At 42.2% G+C, this 15400-nt stretch carries 13 protein-coding genes and 1 pseudogene; 4 read left to right on the top strand and 10 right to left on the bottom strand.

The window, feature by feature from the left end:
- Nucleotides 1-754: 754 nt before the first annotated feature.
- Complete coding sequence (locus AC0VZ8_RS34425; RefSeq protein WP_475487823.1) at nucleotides 755-1414, top strand: serine hydrolase domain-containing protein; 660 nt, start codon at nucleotides 755-757, stop codon at nucleotides 1412-1414.
- Between the two features lie 194 nt (nucleotides 1415-1608).
- On the opposite strand, the gene AC0VZ8_RS34420 is transcribed toward AC0VZ8_RS34425, so the two are convergent.
- Nucleotides 1609-2061, bottom strand: a complete 453-nt coding sequence (locus AC0VZ8_RS34420) for a MarR family winged helix-turn-helix transcriptional regulator (RefSeq protein ID WP_475487822.1) — start codon at nucleotides 2059-2061, stop codon at nucleotides 1609-1611.
- A 126-nt stretch (nucleotides 2062-2187) separates the two neighbouring features.
- Here AC0VZ8_RS34420 and AC0VZ8_RS34415 point away from each other — a divergent pair, with 126 nt between their 5' ends.
- Nucleotides 2188-2628 carry a GNAT family N-acetyltransferase gene (locus AC0VZ8_RS34415; protein ID WP_475487821.1) on the top strand — a complete coding sequence of 147 codons (441 nt, stop codon included), beginning with the start codon at nucleotides 2188-2190 and terminating at the stop codon, nucleotides 2626-2628.
- Nucleotides 2629-2632: 4 nt separating this feature from the next.
- A complete protein-coding gene (locus AC0VZ8_RS34410; RefSeq protein ID WP_475487820.1) occupies nucleotides 2633-3292 on the top strand; it encodes a YczE/YyaS/YitT family protein in 660 nt (219 codons plus the stop codon).
- Nucleotides 3293-4059: 767 nt separating this feature from the next.
- Here the strand turns inward: AC0VZ8_RS34410 and AC0VZ8_RS34405 are convergent.
- The 7 genes from AC0VZ8_RS34405 to AC0VZ8_RS34375 all read right to left on the bottom strand — a co-directional run bounded on the left by AC0VZ8_RS34405 (nucleotide 4060) and on the right by AC0VZ8_RS34375 (nucleotide 10444).
- Complete coding sequence (locus tag AC0VZ8_RS34405; RefSeq protein WP_475487819.1) at nucleotides 4060-4752, bottom strand: ABC transporter ATP-binding protein; 693 nt, start codon at nucleotides 4750-4752, stop codon at nucleotides 4060-4062.
- 12 nt (nucleotides 4753-4764) lie between these two features.
- Nucleotides 4765-5688: an ABC transporter permease gene (locus AC0VZ8_RS34400; protein WP_475487818.1), complete on the bottom strand. Its 924-nt coding sequence runs from the start codon at nucleotides 5686-5688 to the stop codon at nucleotides 4765-4767.
- Entirely contained in the window at nucleotides 5688-6374 is a 687-nt protein-coding gene (locus AC0VZ8_RS34395) for an ATP-binding cassette domain-containing protein (protein WP_475487817.1), read from the bottom strand. The genes AC0VZ8_RS34400 and AC0VZ8_RS34395 overlap by 1 nt, the downstream gene beginning before the upstream one ends.
- 13 nt (nucleotides 6375-6387) lie before the next feature.
- Nucleotides 6388-7743, bottom strand: coding sequence for an ABC transporter permease (locus AC0VZ8_RS34390; RefSeq protein WP_475487816.1), 1356 nt, complete (start codon nucleotides 7741-7743; stop codon nucleotides 6388-6390).
- A gap of 23 nt (nucleotides 7744-7766) precedes the next feature.
- The gene (locus AC0VZ8_RS34385) at nucleotides 7767-8276 is read right to left on the bottom strand and encodes a hypothetical protein (RefSeq protein WP_475487815.1); all 510 of its coding nucleotides are present in this window, start codon (nucleotides 8274-8276) and stop codon (nucleotides 7767-7769) included.
- Between the two features lie 337 nt (nucleotides 8277-8613).
- Nucleotides 8614-9801, bottom strand: coding sequence for a sensor histidine kinase (locus AC0VZ8_RS34380; protein WP_475487814.1), 1188 nt, complete (start codon nucleotides 9799-9801; stop codon nucleotides 8614-8616).
- A complete protein-coding gene (locus AC0VZ8_RS34375; protein ID WP_475487813.1) occupies nucleotides 9791-10444 on the bottom strand; it encodes a response regulator transcription factor in 654 nt (217 codons plus the stop codon). Before AC0VZ8_RS34375 ends, AC0VZ8_RS34380 begins: the two co-directional genes overlap by 11 nt.
- A 310-nt stretch (nucleotides 10445-10754) precedes the next feature.
- Between AC0VZ8_RS34375 and AC0VZ8_RS34370 the strand changes: the two genes are divergently transcribed.
- Entirely contained in the window at nucleotides 10755-11021 is a 267-nt protein-coding gene (locus AC0VZ8_RS34370) for a hypothetical protein (RefSeq protein WP_475487812.1), read from the top strand.
- A 235-nt stretch (nucleotides 11022-11256) separates the two neighbouring features.
- Here the strand turns inward: AC0VZ8_RS34370 and AC0VZ8_RS34365 are convergent.
- Nucleotides 11257-11949: pseudogene (locus AC0VZ8_RS34365) on the bottom strand (AraC family transcriptional regulator).
- Between the two features lie 287 nt (nucleotides 11950-12236).
- Nucleotides 12237-15389 (bottom strand): beta-galactosidase, LacZ type, encoded by a 3153-nt coding sequence (gene lacZ / locus AC0VZ8_RS34360; RefSeq protein WP_475487811.1) that lies wholly within the window; start codon nucleotides 15387-15389, stop codon nucleotides 12237-12239.
- Nucleotides 15390-15400 lie beyond the last annotated feature (11 nt).

Here is a 15400-nt window from a genome sequence, read left to right as displayed (position 1 = left end):
ACCATCTTTCCTAATTTTAACTTTATCAATGCCAATATTATACAACATCCCAATGGTAATTTCCCTCTATTATTTTAGTGAACCTCCCTCCACTTAATTTCTAACGGAATTATAAGTTTGGGTTTTCTGGTCCAATGTTTATTGCCTTTAGTATTTTTTAATGGGTTTATAATGAGCTGGTACCTGCAAAATAAAAACACTGCAAAATAAAAAGACCACCAGATGGGAGACTGGTGGTCTTGGGTGCGGGAATGGGTATTCTCACACCAAACACATGTTCAAGTAAGAATATAGCATATTCACTGCTTATGATGCAAACTATTCGTGCAGAATAAAACTCATATTAAAGAAAAAAGAGAGCCAAAAGCCCTGCACTGCCAGGACCATAGACTCCATAGATGTCGAATAATGACTTCCTAATAATACCATTAGACTATTTTATTGTCAAATCCCTCTTATTTTTAGAGACTTTTTGCTAATTGGTCAGTACAAGCGCCTATATAGCCGGCTATTTTTATTATCCCCCCCTATCTCGCGGCCTCTTCAACCACCTACTCAACCTCCTCTTTCCAAATGTCTATCCGAAACACACTTTCACTTATTTTTATTGACTACTAAAGGATTTGTTGTTTTTTTTGACAAGCATAAATTCATCCGATTATAAAAAACCCAAATCCCAAATTTGCCATTCAAAAACTTAGCACAATTCTAAACTACAACTGTAAAAAAATTGATTACCGAGGTGTACCGTTTGATGTACAGAATTTTAATGATGATGTTGTCTATGACGTTCGCATTTCCTAATGTTTCCTACGCAAAGGAAATTCAAAAAATAAATGTATATGTTCAAGACAAAAATGTACAATTTGAAATTCCGCCAATTAAAAAGAATGATGTTACCTATGTCGAGATGCGTTCAATGTGCAAAGCAGTTTCAGGTACAATGCAGACAACTAATAAAGTTTCCTCGTGTTACAAAGGAAAAGATTTAGTTGAAGGCAAAAATGGATTCCTCAAAAACAATCGCTTAATGATTCCCATTAAGAATTTTGCAGGTAAATTTGGTTACACATTAGTTCCGTTAGAGGTTTCAGGGGATATACAATTAATGTCTAGGAACAATAACAATGCACCAACCACAAAATTGATAGAACAGTATCTCAAAAGATTAAACCAACTTGGACGTTTCAATGGTAGTAATCTGGTCGCTGTAGAAGACCAAATAATCACCAGGAAGGGATACGGATATGCGAATGAGAAAATCAAACTTCCAAATACCCCCTCTACCAAGTTCGCAATCGCCTCAATAACTAAAAGTTTTACGGGTCTTGCAATAATGCAATTAGTTGAAAAAAATAAAATAAAAGTAACCGACTCAGTAAATAAGTCTTGTATATCCTACCATTTTGGCTAGCCAATTCATTACAGATACATCATGACTTTTTATTCTTGTTGCAAATTTCTCATTAAATTATGACTATATACGACAGAACCATCTACGAAATTACCTGTTTTTTGTAAGTTTCATAACTAATTTTTTGAAATTTGCGTGAATCTTCACACTTTTCTAATTGCAAAGTCATTTAAATAGGTCGCTTCTTTATATAATCAATAAATTCTCTTGTTTCCCTTTTTTACAAATTCCCAGTCTTTCTCTACATTTTTTCTTACTCTTTGAAGAAGATGGAGAATCGTTTCTACTTCTTTTTCGGAAAATCCCTCTAATGCCACGATATTGGAATAATCATTTTCTCTTTTTATAAAAGGATAAACATTTCTTCCTTTCTCCGTTGGAAAGATTTTTCTAATTTTTTTGTTAAGTTGATCTTCTTTCTTTTCAATAAAACCAGTCATTTCAAGCTTTTTTATTGCGCGAGCTGCTGTTGTTCGATCTACTTTTATCATCTCGGCTAATTTTTCTTGAATGATTCCTGGATTTTCACATATTCGTACAAGGTACAAATACTGCCCTTTTGTAAGGTCATATACTTTAAACTCTATATTACTTATAGAATCTAATGCTCTTGCGATCATTCCAATTTCTCGTAGTATTTCTTTCATGTCTATCTCCTTAATCTATATTTTTGTTGCATTCACAATAAAATTGTTATATATTCAATTTACTTTAATATTGTTGCATTTGCAATAATATCATTTTGACCATATTAATCTAAAAGGATGAAAGTAATGAACACAAAAAGAATAACGATTGATGAAGATTTACGAGCAGCTTTTGCTATTCGGAATGAAGTATTTGTAAAGGAACAAGGTGTACCACTAGAGGATGAATTTGATCAATTTGATATACTTAATGGACCATGCGAACACATACTAGTCCATTACAATGAACAACCAGTTGGAACAGGAAGGATTAGGTTTATGGATGAAGTAGGTAAATTGGAGAGAATCTGTATACTTGAGACTTACCGTAAATTCGGTCTTGGAAAAATCATTGTAAAAGCATTGGAAGAGATCGCGGAAGAACGTGGAGCCTTGCAGGTTAAATTACATGGTCAAACACAAGCAGAAGGTTTTTATAAAAAACTAGGGTTTAGGTCTTCATCTAACATATTCATGGAAGATGGAATTCCGCATATTCTGATGCTCAAAGATTTGTCTAGGAAATAATATAATGAAGTCAAGCAAAGCGAAATATGTTGTTTTTATAATAGGTATATTACTATTAACCCTGGGTACTTCTTTCACTATACAATCAGATCTTGGGACATCACCCTTTGATGCCCTTTTGGTCGGTCTATCAATAAGTGTGGGACTTACTGTGGGGAGTTGGGAAATTATCATAGCTTTTATACTGATAGTTTGTAATTCATTATTAAAAAGACAAAGACCCGAAATTTTGGGTTTATTGACAGCTTTTATAACAGGTATTGGTATTGATATGTGGCTATTTTTATTACACAATCATTTAACCCCCGAATTATGGTTAAGCAAACTGGCTTGTTTTGTGTGTGGCTTAGTTGTTATAGGGTTAGGAACAACTATTTACTTACACACAAATTTTGCACCGATCCCAGTTGATCGATTAACACTAATCATACAAGAATTAACTAGAACAAATATATTTTTTTTGAAAACATTAATTTACCTCTTATTCTTGATAATGGCAATGATCTTTAATGGACCAATAGGCGTTGGAACTCTATTAACCGTTTGTTTAGGGGGGCTAATACTTAATTACTTTATGTCATTTACTGAAAAAGTATTAGCCCACAAATTAACATCCTCTAGTACATTACCAAATTATGATAAAGAAAAACAGCATTCAATATAAGATGGTTTTTGTTGCTCTTATTTCACTAAACTGTCAGTTACTTTAAGTTCACGCTTTCAGCTGGTAAATTAAAAGTATCAATCTTTATTATAAAAGGCTAGGCTAACCTGCCGTTAGCTTAATGAAATTCCATGAAAACATAGTTAGATACTTATCTAATCAGTAATCGGCTCATGTTCTTGTCCTTTTCGGCAATCGGTACAAGTTCTTGTCCTCGACTCGGGACAAGAACTTGTACCGATAAAACAAAAAAGCCGCTAAATTAGCGACTTTCTATGGGACCATGTTCTTGTCTCTCGACAAGATTTTTGTTGGAAATATGATTGATGACAAGAACTTGATAACATTTTGTTCCGATGTTCCGAACAATATAGACATCTCCCCTCCCTACCAAAAATTCAATCCAAGGAACAAGCCTTGATGACAGCAGCCGTGCAGAACATGAAGAAGATAGTGATCCACCTGGATCGCATGGAAAAACGGGGGTAAGCCCTCGTTTTCCAACGTCTGTAACTTTATTCAATAAAAAAGAAAAAACAAGTCTTTAAAAAAGACTGGGTTTCTCTCACAAGCTGTCTATTATTTATAATAGTTATACTTTTAAATAATATAAAAGTCATATTTGAAATTCAAATATGACTTAAAAATATCAAATTAATAGTGATTCAGAAAAAATACCTTTATTATTCCTGTAGATTATCTCCCTTATCTTTCTATCTTTTAGTGTATTCCCCTTGCTTACAAAAGTTCCACGGCATAACCCCCTCTCACTTCTGTGCATTATATTCACTTCCGCTTAACAACCGTCCCGACCGAATGCCGATTACCTCATCCGCGATGGCGGTCACGTTTTCGGAATGTGTGACGATAATCACACATTTACCGTCCTCATGTGCAAGGCGAACGAGTATATCAAGCACCGCCTTCTCGGTTTCCGCGTCAAGGTTACCAGTCGGCTCGTCCGCAATGATTACGTCAGGGTCATCTGATAACGCCCGCGCTATTCCCACACGCTGCTGTTCGCCGCCTGATAGCTTTAGGATTTTTCGATCGGCAGTTTCCCTGTCAATTCCTACCTTGCCCAGCAGGACGTAGGCATAGTTCTTTTTCGCCTGCCGCTCCTTAACATCGCTCTCGCTGACATTCATAGAGAGTGTGATGTTGTAAACCGCCGTTGAGTTCAAGAGCAAGTTATAACTTTGAAAAATCACGCCTATGCTTTTGGAGCGGTATTCGTCGCGGTCAAGCTCCCGCAGATTTTTACCGTTGTAAAAAACGTCGCCGTCTTTGCAGGTATCCAGACCGGAAATCAACGATAAAAGCGTAGATTTTCCCGCGCCGGACTGTCCTATAATCGTATAGACCTTACCGCTTTCAAACGAGGTGCTGATATTCTTCAACACGGTGTCTGTCCCGCCTTCATAGCGGTAGGAAACATCCCGTAATTCTAAACATTTCATAACGCCGCCCTCCTAATTCCGCTCCATCAAGATTTTTATGGGTTCGCATTTGGTAATCCGGCTGATTGAAATAACACCTGCAATAGAAGCCAACAGGATTGATATGCCCAATATCTCCAACGCAGTGACGGCGTTCACCGACACGTCGATTTTTTCCAACTGCTCTGTTTCTGCCGTTATGTTTAGCCTGTCGGCTAATGATGTTGACCCGGTGGACAACGAATCGCTTTGCCCGACCAGTATCGTGTCGGCCACCGGCTGTGACAGCATTGTCCCCGCGCCCATGCCAAGCACGAAGCATATACAGGTGATAGCGATTAGTTCAACCCAAAGACCAAGCGCGACTTTTTTCTTTTTCATTCCCATTGCCCGCAGGACGCCGATTTCATATTTGCGTTCGCGGATAACGATTGCTGATAAAAGCACCAAAATGGCCGCGCCCAGCGCAAGCACGATGATTAAAAAGTTAAGCATCAGGTTCTGTAAGTTTGCCAAAGACTCGATTGAGTTTTTGAACGCTGAATCATCTGTTTCCACAGTATAATTATCCGGCAGACCTTTGTTCCGCAGTTCCGCTTCAAATTTTCCCAACATATCCGGTTGTTTCAAATAATATATGGCGTCAACCCCATCGACGCTCCAGCGACTTTCTTTTATGTCTGCGCCATCGAGGTATTCAATTTCGGCAAAAGACTGATACTGTTCAAAGGAAATCGCCGCTTCTGCTTCGTCTATTACCTGCCGATTGCCGATTGGTACGACACGTACCGAGCTTTTCATCACATCTTCAGTTTCTTGAATGACAATCCCCGTTGTGTTGAAAATCGTCAAAGCTACAGCAGCAGCGGTGATAATCGCAAAAATAATCACTCCCAACAGGACGTTACGCCCTTTGTTCTTTACAAGATTCAAAAGCGCGTGTTCAATAACATACATTATGCCTGCCCTCCATGTTTCTTGGGTATCGGCCGTAAAACACCTTCCTCTAAGCCCCATATTTCATCTGCGATGGCGGTCACATTTTCTGAATGTGTGACCATAATCACGCACTTGCCATCGTCATGCGAAAGTGATTCAAAAATCTTCAAAACATTTGCTTCGGTATCCTTATCTAAATTGCCGGTCGGTTCATCTGCCACGATTAGTCCCGGATTATGTCCCAACGCCCGCGCAATACCAACACGCTGTTGTTCGCCGCCCGAAAGTTTAAGGATTTTACGTTTCGCTTTTTCGGGCGAAATGCCGACTTTTTCCAGTAGTTGGGTAGCGCGCGCCTTTTTGTCTACGCCTGTTACGCCGCTGATATTCATTGATAAAATGATATTATCAATAGCCGTGGCATTGGTCAGCAGATTTAAGCTCTGGAATATAATTCCCGCTTTTTGCGCCCTATAGCGGTTGCGGTTGATTTGGGCGAGATTTTCCCCGCCGTATTCGATTTTTCCGTCAGTCGCAACATCAAGCCCCGACAGCAGGGAGAGCAGTGTGGATTTCCCCGCGCCGGACTTGCCTACGATGGTATAGACCTTTCCGGCTTCAAACCGCAAGTTTACGTCTTGAAAAATGGTTTTTTCTGTTCCCTCATATTTGTAGGAAACATTTTGTAATGCAAGTGTACTCATATTTTCCGCCTCCTTAACTTCTTTCCCGCAGGATTTTCAAGGGTTCGTATTGTGTGATGACTACAACTCCGATAATACCGGATAACGCCGCCAAGCAAAGTGTTATCATAATAATCTGAATGATGACATCCGCGCTCAAACCTACCGTTATTTCACTTTCCGGTTTATAGCCTACGCTTGATACCGTTTGCATCTGACCGCCGAAAGACGTTGCCTGGAATAATCTATCAGCCCCTGCTTCCGTTGCTTCAGCTTCGGCGGCGGTAACTCTGCTTTCCAGCAAGCTATTCGCGATAGGCTGCGACATGACGCTGCCTGCGCCCAAGCCAACACATAAGCATAGCGCGGCTATCATAACAGCCTCCGTGAAGATACCAAACGCAATCTTGCCCCTTTCCATGCCCATCGCCCGCAAGACGCCGACTTCATATTTGCGTTCGCGGACAGCGAGGAATGATATTAAGGCAAGCACAATGGCTCCGAGAATCAGAATTACTATCGAAAAAGTCGAGACGGCAGACTGCATACTTAACATAGGACCGGCTACCCTGTCATAAGCCGCTTGGTTTATTGAAACATTGTAGGTGTCAGGTAAGCCCTTCGCTCTTACCTCCTGCTCAAACAGCCCGAGGTCGTCAGGGTTTCTCAGGAAGTATTCCGAAGTCATGTTCAATCCGAGGTTAGATTCCCACCCCGCAGCCACAATGGTATCAAAACTTGTTATTATTTCAGTAAATCTGAAAAGTTTTTGTTGATAGACATCAGCGGAATAAATACCGACCACGGTTAGTTGATAGGTTTTAACCCCTTCACCAAAAAAATCTGGAACTTCTAAATCTATAATGTCGCCGATGGAAATATCATTAAGTCGCGCAAGTTCATCATCGATGATGCCCTCGTTAAGACCGTCAAACATTCTGCCTTCTGTGATGGTATTGGGCAGAGCATCTGGCTCCGATGTGCCTATTAGTTTTAGGGGTACATCCTCTTCCACGCTGGAGCCTGGGTTTATTGCCCGTACAGGAATGAGATTTGCGCTCTCTAAGAAGAATATCTCCGCATTAAATACGGTATTGCTCAGATATTCAGATTCGGCATACTTGATAAAGTCATCGACGGATATATGTTGTACATTCGCTTCTAACGCTTCTGGATCCATGCTCGACTCGAACATTCCCATAATATCCTGCTCTATCGCAACCCTTGAACCGATGTCGAGCCGAATCTCGTCAATGACTTTTGCCGCAGTGTTGTTGATGGTCAGCGTCACGACTACCCCGATTATGATTGCCAGCGTAACGGCGGCAATCAGTATGTTTCGCCCCTTGTTGCGGGCGAGATTCTTCATTGCGTTTGTAATAAGATACATCGTTGTTCCTCCATTGGTTGTGTTTACATTTTGACAATGATTATCGCGGTTGCGATAAATTCATCGCCTTGCCATTCTCCAGTTGCATTGATAAAGTATTGTAGAGCTAAATCATCCGTTGTCCCGGCTCTCGTTCCTGTAATCTGCCCGCCACTGACTGTTCTAACTTCGATGGCAGTTTGTTCTGTCAGGCGGATATTTATTTCTTGCCCTTCATTAGACCCATCCGAAGAACGAAGTTCACCGTTTCCGTCGGCTATATAAATACCGGATGTGTCAATGGTAATTTTAGTTCCGTCAATTGCTTGAATCATACCAGCGAGTTGCTCTTCTTGCGGTAAACCTTGCTCATTGGTATTTGGGTTCGTATTCGGGGTGATCTCGTTAGCGTTTTGGTTCGTATTCTGATTCGCATTTTGGTTGGTATTGGCGTCTGCGTTGTCGCTATCCCGTATACTTAGCGGCACGATGATGATTAAGGCAACAACGGCAATGGCGGCAATAGACAAAAGTAAAACTTTGCTTTTTTTCACAGTATTTCCCTCCGTTTGTTTGATGTTGCCCTGTTTGTGGGTATTTGCTTTTTTTAATGGTAAAAACTCCTTTTCTAGTTTGGTTGAATAAGTTGCCTTTTGGGGTTTCTTATGGCGGAACACCATGCGCGTTTTATGTCGCTATCACTTGCCCCTGCCTGACTAAGATTAGTATAACAAAGCCTATATAAAGGCAACCTTAAGGAATCGAAGTGATCGGAAATTTTCTGATTTATTTTATCTGGCTCATCTTCGGAATCAGATTGCCTTTCCAAAAAAAAAGAAGCCACAAACGTCAATCGCAAGACATTTGTGGCTTCTTTAAATGGTAACGATCTTAAATATGGATTGTGATGAGAGTGCCCACACCGACTTCGCTTGTAACGTCGATACGCATATCATGAGCGTCTAAAATATTTTTTACAATAGCCAGTCCCAGCCCATTGCCGCCTAATTTTTTTGAGCGGGATTTGTCCACGCAATAGAAAGGGTCAAAAAGTTGTCCTATGGATTCGGGTGGAATCCCAATCCCGCTATCGTTAATGGTGATTTGATTCTGCGACATGGTAACGGTAATGCTGCCACCCTCTGTATTATAGCGAATAGCGTTATGGATTAAATTGAAGTAAGCCTGACGCAACAGCTTTTTTTCCCCTTTTATGGTTAGGTCGCCAACGGTTTGTACATTCAAATGTTTGGAGCAAATGGCGTCATCTAAATCCCTGAAAATAGCCTCAAACATTTCCCGCCCCTGAAACACGGTCATGTCGGCATCGAGAGGAGATTTACCCATTGCCAGCAATCCTTCCACCAGTTGAATCATCCGCTCGGTGTTTTTTTTTACCTCAACAAAGACTTCTTCATAGTCGTCTGCCGCCCTGTTGTCGTCCATCTCCAGAGCTTGCATATGGGCATGGATAATGGTAAGCGGCGTTTTAAGTTCGTGAGCGGCATTTTGGGCGAATAGCTGTTTGCTTTCAAAGGAGCGGTGCAGTTTGGCAAGCATCCCATTGAAGCTGACCGTCAGTTGCGAAATTTCGTCGCGGCTTTTGGGAATGGGTAGCGTTTCATGTAATTTATCGGCTTCGATTTCTTTGACTGAGCCGGATAAATCCTTGATGGGGCGCACAATAACACCCGCCACCCAATATGCCGCCAAAGTACCGAGGATAATGACCGCCCCCGCTATCCAAAGGCTATACTGCCTAAAATCCCGCCCTGCGACATTCAATTGTCCCAACGGGTCTACTATATAACTGCCTGTTTCCTCTACCACTAATGTCCCTTCTGGGTGAAGTTTAACGAGTTCTTCTAACTGCTCTTCTGTGAGAAGAATCTCCTTAACTCCATTCTCATTTACTACGAAGCTGCCGCCCCCAAAAACTTCAAGGTTTCTCGTCATCGGATTTGTGATGTTTTGTTGTACATTCATCAGGGAAAGCGCCGTCAAAGAGGCGGTCAGCACAATAAGGGCGACGGAGAAAATGAAGGTTATTTTGGGCCGAAATGGGAGCTTATTCCACATAATATCCCTGCCCCCTCACGTTTTTGATAAAATCTTTGGGAAGTTTTCGGCGAAGGGTACTAATGTGGACGTAAAAAGATTCTTCCATTTCCTTCGAGTCGCTTTCCCATACGCTTTCAATCAGTTTTTGGGCTGAAACCGTTTCTCCTTTTCGGAGAATCAAGTATTCCAAAACTCCATACTCTTTTTTGGAAAGGGCAACAGGCTTGCCTTCTACCGTAAGTGTTTTGTTTGCGGTATCAAGGATAACGCCGCCAATTTCAATTTTTGTTCCCGACGTTTGAAAGTTTCGGCGAAGAAGCGCCCTAATCCTTGCCGCCAGTTCATCAAAATTGAAAGGCTTTGTCAGGTAGTCATTTGCTCCATCGTCAAGCCCCTGAATTTTGTCGTTTATTTCACTTCGAGCTGATAAAATAAGAACCGGCAGTACAGCATTATCCTCACGAATGGACTTGAGGACTTCCATGCCGTCCAATTTGGGCAAATTTAAATCCAAAATCACCAAATCGTAATTGTTTTCAAAATAATAATCGAAGGCTTCCTCCCCATCAAAAGCCGAATCAGTCATATAACCCAGCTTCCTGAGTACCTTAACCAACACCTTGTTCAAACTTTCCTCGTCTTCAACAATCAACAGTTTCATACCGTCCTCCGTTTTGTATGAATTTCTCCTAAATCTAATTATAGCGCAGTGAACATTAAGAGAACCTTAAGAGAACCTTAAGTAAAATTCATCTGTAGTGTAAAAAACGCATCTTAATCCATCGAGTCTTTCTTTTTAGCATTTCTTTCGGAACGCAGCCTGCCGTCAACAGGTTTTTCGGCGTCCTCCGGTATTGCCCACGTGCAGCCGAGCCGATAAGCGCCCTCAATTCTGCCCTGCTTACATAAAAGCTGTATGCGCCGGTTTGAAACTCCCCACTTCTCACTGGCTTCTCAGAAGTATGGGGCGAATGAAATGGTATTCATGTAAGGGCTGTGGTAATGTGACAACAAGTACAGGGGGAATCAATCTTTTCTGCTGCGGTAGAATTCTAGAACCGCTCCAAACCAATCCGATAAACGAAGAACATAATATAACGGTTGAAGAAGTAGAGGATGATTATTATGTCACTCTGAAGCATGAGATGAGCAGAGATCACTATATCTCTTTTTTGGCTTATCTTTCGATTGACAGAGTTCTTATCATCAAATTATATCCAGAACAAGCTGCCGAATAGCGACTTTGAATGGAACAATGTTCTTGTCCCGCGACATTATAAGGTGTATATGGACGAAACATTAGCTAGGCTGTGTAAATTGTTTCTCAACAAAAAACAGTCGATCCTAATGACCAACTGTCTCTCTATCTATATTAATCTAAAGTATCTCGTTAATGTAATGAACCTGCCGATCTTGCCGGCAGATTCATCCTTGTTTCTACGATGGAACTAAAGCTCTTCGTTAGTTCCATCGTTACTTATTCTTTACTGGTATCCAGATCTCACCCTGTGTATGCCCCGGCATTCCATAATACATTTCAAATTGGGGACCCTCAACCTGTTCGTATCCAGATGTCGGGAACCATTCAGTATATACCCGTTCCCATAGTTTTTGTAAATCACATTGCGGCTCCGGGAAAATAGCAAATGTTAAAGCTGGAACAGATAGCTTTGTAAATCTTTTCGGAATTTCAAGTCCTTTTGGTAGATGATAGCATACCATGTACTTGAATGATTCTCCTGTATGGTCATATAAGGCAGCATGCAGCACGGTATTACCAAACCGCCCTAGCAACTCGTTCATTAGATCCACACTGCCATCCTCATCACATTAGGCTTTTAAGGAAACACCTTTATCGCGCGCAGATATCGGCATAATCCCATGGAGATTTTTAAACGCCCGTGCGAACGCTTCCGGCGATTGGTATCCATATCTCATAGCAACATCGATTACCCTTGCATCGGTCTGCAGTTCAAAAGCCGCTAATGTCAAACGACGACGTCGGATGTACTCGGACAACGTGATTCCGGTAATGAACGGGAACATTCGTTGAAAATGATACGTAGAGCAACAGGCAATCTGCGCTATTTCATCATATGAGATATTGTTCGCCAAATTTGTTTCGATATGATCCATTGCGCTTTTCATCCTCTCCAACCAATCCATCGTTCTCCCTCCCTTCGAGTTAAATATTATCGTAAATAAAAAAGACTTTCCGTGCATTTCCTGCACCAAATTGTCAGCATCGTTCGCATCCCCTGAAGACCAATCCCAATAAATCTTGTCTAATTATGTTCTCCCTAGTCACCACGTTAACCTGCCCGTTAGCTTAATGAAAAAGGAGCAGCCGCCAATCGGCGAACATTACAATTGAGATCAAATGAATTATGAAAGAACAACCAAGTATTGTTAGTTGCTCTTTCTAGTTTTTATTTCTTCTTCAATTTTATGATTTAACCCACGATGCTTATGATGAATGAATATGAATAATTTCGATTCGCATGCAACGTATACTCAGGATGCGTCCAAGATCCCCAACTATCGTCCCCGCCCACGCCCATCTGAGCAGCGTTGATACGTACTACTGAGCGTTTGCCCGCTTCAGGGAGCTTGTAGCTGTGCGATGTTGCTTCTAATTCATCTGCGCTGTACGGCAGCACACTGCACTCCAATTCCTCATTGGCCGAGAATCGTATCCCTCTTCCACTCTCGTCCGTAACCTCCAGCCAGCGAACACTGGTCAGATTACCACATTCCTGTGGCTTAAGGTACGATGTGTACATCATCGCCACATCGGACTCATAAATGCTTATTTTTCCACCGCTCCGGCGATCCCAATACGTTTCGAACGGGCCCTTGCCAAACCACTGCATCCGATTGTACTGTCCTCCCAGTGACAACACTGCACCGACAACCGGTATTTCCGGCAAAGAGGAACTACCCGGCCGAAGTATAGTATCGACTTGGATATTGCCAGATTCATTAATAGTATAAGATACATCATATAGAGAGATTGTGCCCGTCTGCAGCATCCACGTTTGCGTGATGATCACTCTGTTCGATTCTGTCGTTACTCCCTTAAGCCTACTTTCCGCTGTCTCGCTAGCCGTTCGCCAGATTCCACTGCGTTCGTTGAGCTTGTTCCCTCGATCATTATCGGTCCAGGCTCTCCATAATTGCGGCGCAAGTGCCTCCTCTACAAATTCGAGGCCTTCAGAAGAATAAGACACCAAATCTCCATGTACGGAGTCAAAAGCCGCCTTCACACGCCCTCCCGCTGCATTGACGATAATGCGGCCATGGTCATGTTGTACAGTGATAGACGAAGCTTGTTCGCTAACTGTTGCTTCAAGCACGACACCTGTCTCGTCTAGAGAGTCCCTAGGAGATAATCGAAACTGTGCGAAGGCCACCTCATGCCCTGCTGTAGCCCATGAAGAATCTTCACGCAGTTTGATACTGATCGTCAACCAGACGGCATCTAACGGTCCAACCGTATAGGACTGCGGCAGGTTCAGTTCTATTATTTTCTCCTCACCAGGCAGCACTTCAAAGGAAGTACGTTGCGTTTCACCGATGAGCTCACCGTTCCTCTCGATTAGCCATTCCCAGTCAAATGAGTCCAGATTCGTGAACAAGAACTTATTCGAAATGAGAAGCTTCCCTTGCTGCAGATCAATGGCCTCGAATCCCACGTTTTGATAACACGCTTTCACCTCATGAAGCTTCGGAGATACGCTACGATCAGCAAACACCAATCCGTTACCACAGAAATTGGCATCATTTGGTGATTCGCCAAAGTCGCCTCCATACGCGAGATACTCTGTTCCTTCCTCGGTTTGTTTTACAATGGCCTGATCAATCCAATCCCATATGAATCCACCTTGAATAACAGGGAATTCATCGAACAGTTCAGTATACTTATGAAGATTACCGCACGAATTGCCCATCGCATGGCTGTATTCACAGAGAATAAATGGTTTTACCTCACCCTCCGTATATAATGCATAATCCCTTACTTTTGACGGGGACGTATACATCTGACTTTCAATGTCTGAGGCGCGATCATACTCCCTATGATGGAAAGTGCCTTCATAATGGATAAGACGAGTATCATCTTTGCTCCGCAGATCGTCACTCATCTTAATGAAATTTTCTCCGCCGAACGATTCATTTCCAAGCGACCACATCAGGATGGACGGGTGATTCTTATCCCTTTGATACATGGAATTGGCGCGATCCAGCACGTTCTCTGTCCACTCCGGCTTGCTGCCTGGTAAGGTGTCCCCTTCCCCCTGCTGACCATAAGACCACAGACCATGTGTTTCCAAATTGACCTCATCAATCACATATAGTCCGTACTGGTCACACAGCTTATACCAAATGGACTGATTAGGATAATGAGAGGTCCGAACTGCATTAATGTTATATTGCTTCATCAAAATGATGTCTTGGATCATCTCATCCTGATTCAGAGCTCGTCCTAGTCGGGAGGAGAATTCATGACGGTTCGTTCCCTTGAAAACAATACGCTTGCCATTCAGCTGCATTAATCCGTCCTTCAACTCAAAGCGGCGAAAACCAACCTGGGTTCCCGTTGTCTCTAATACGGTTGCCTTGTCATCCACAAGCTCTAATACAAGGTTGTACAGATACGGATATTCGGCACTCCAAGGATATACGTCAGCAATGTCTTCAGAAAATTCAATATTTACTTTACCTCTTCCAGTCAGATCGGCCTGTATAATCCGCTTATCCTCGAAGATCTGGTTCCCATCCATATTCTTAAAACTAACGAGAATGCTGATTGGTCCGGTGTGCATTCTGTTATAATTCGTAATCGTCGCGTTAAAAGACAACCGGCCTGTCGAGAATGTATCATCCAGCCCAGCTGTTATCGATAGGTCGTAAATATGGGCTGTAGGCGTTGTATACAAATATACTTCGCGGAAAATGCCGCTTAGCCGCCAGAAATCCTGATCTTCCAACCAGCTAGCATCGCACCAGCGATATACTTCTACTGCAAGCTTGTTCTCTCCCTCACGTAAATAAGGAGTCACATCAAATTCTGCTGGCGTGAATGTGTCTTCGCTGTATCCCACCATGTCTCCGTTCACCCACACATAGAAGGCAGATTCAACCCCTTGGAAGCTAAGATAGACCGGCCCATCCTTCCAATCGGCAGGCACCGTAAATGTCTTTATGTACGAGCCCACTGGATTGTAAACGGTTGGTGCAAACGGTGGCTTGATGTCCTCCTTATCCTGCCACGGATAACGAATATTCGTGTACTGGGGATAATCGTATCCTTGTAATTGCCAATGTGACGGAACGGGAATCTCCGACCAGCTTGTTACATCATAATCATCTCTGTAAAATTCCTGTATCCGCTGTTCCGGATTCTCCGCGAAGCTAAACTTCCATGAGCCATTCAAGGAAACAAAAAAAGGTGAGGCCTCTTTGAGATCAGCTTCGGCCTGTTCTGTATTCGCATATGGAAAAATATCCGCATGTGCATCCATACGATTAAGCTGAAACCGATCAGGATTGTTGTTCCAATCGGGGTAACCATTCAGCGGCGGCTGATATTTAAATTTCTGAGTCATGTGAGCACCCT

The organism is Paenibacillus sp. QJM3NY_38, assembly GCF_056173265.1.
The sequence above is the reverse complement of the archived record's forward strand: the minus strand, read 5'-3'. Positions and strand labels throughout refer to the sequence as shown.

Bases quoted from the DNA above. Each gene is read 5' to 3' on its own strand.
- AC0VZ8_RS34400 (WP_475487818.1), bottom strand. From the start codon at position 5,688: ATGTATGTTATTGAACACGCGCTTTTGAATCTTGTAAAGAACAAAGGG.
- AC0VZ8_RS34415 (WP_475487821.1), top strand. From the start codon at position 2,188: ATGAACACAAAAAGAATAACGATTGATGAAGATTTACGAGCAGCTTTT.
- AC0VZ8_RS34395 (WP_475487817.1), bottom strand. From the start codon at position 6,374: ATGAGTACACTTGCATTACAAAATGTTTCCTACAAATATGAGGGAACA.
- AC0VZ8_RS34425 (WP_475487823.1), top strand. From the start codon at position 755: ATGTACAGAATTTTAATGATGATGTTGTCTATGACGTTCGCATTTCCT.
- AC0VZ8_RS34390 (WP_475487816.1), bottom strand. From the start codon at position 7,743: ATGTATCTTATTACAAACGCAATGAAGAATCTCGCCCGCAACAAGGGG.
- AC0VZ8_RS34370 (WP_475487812.1), top strand. From the start codon at position 10,755: ATGAAATGGTATTCATGTAAGGGCTGTGGTAATGTGACAACAAGTACA.
- AC0VZ8_RS34420 (WP_475487822.1), bottom strand. From the start codon at position 2,061: ATGAAAGAAATACTACGAGAAATTGGAATGATCGCAAGAGCATTAGAT.
- AC0VZ8_RS34375 (WP_475487813.1), bottom strand. From the start codon at position 10,444: ATGAAACTGTTGATTGTTGAAGACGAGGAAAGTTTGAACAAGGTGTTG.
- lacZ (WP_475487811.1), bottom strand. From the start codon at position 15,389: ATGACTCAGAAATTTAAATATCAGCCGCCGCTGAATGGTTACCCCGAT.
- AC0VZ8_RS34410 (WP_475487820.1), top strand. From the start codon at position 2,633: ATGAAGTCAAGCAAAGCGAAATATGTTGTTTTTATAATAGGTATATTA.
- AC0VZ8_RS34380 (WP_475487814.1), bottom strand. From the start codon at position 9,801: ATGTGGAATAAGCTCCCATTTCGGCCCAAAATAACCTTCATTTTCTCC.
- AC0VZ8_RS34405 (WP_475487819.1), bottom strand. From the start codon at position 4,752: ATGAAATGTTTAGAATTACGGGATGTTTCCTACCGCTATGAAGGCGGG.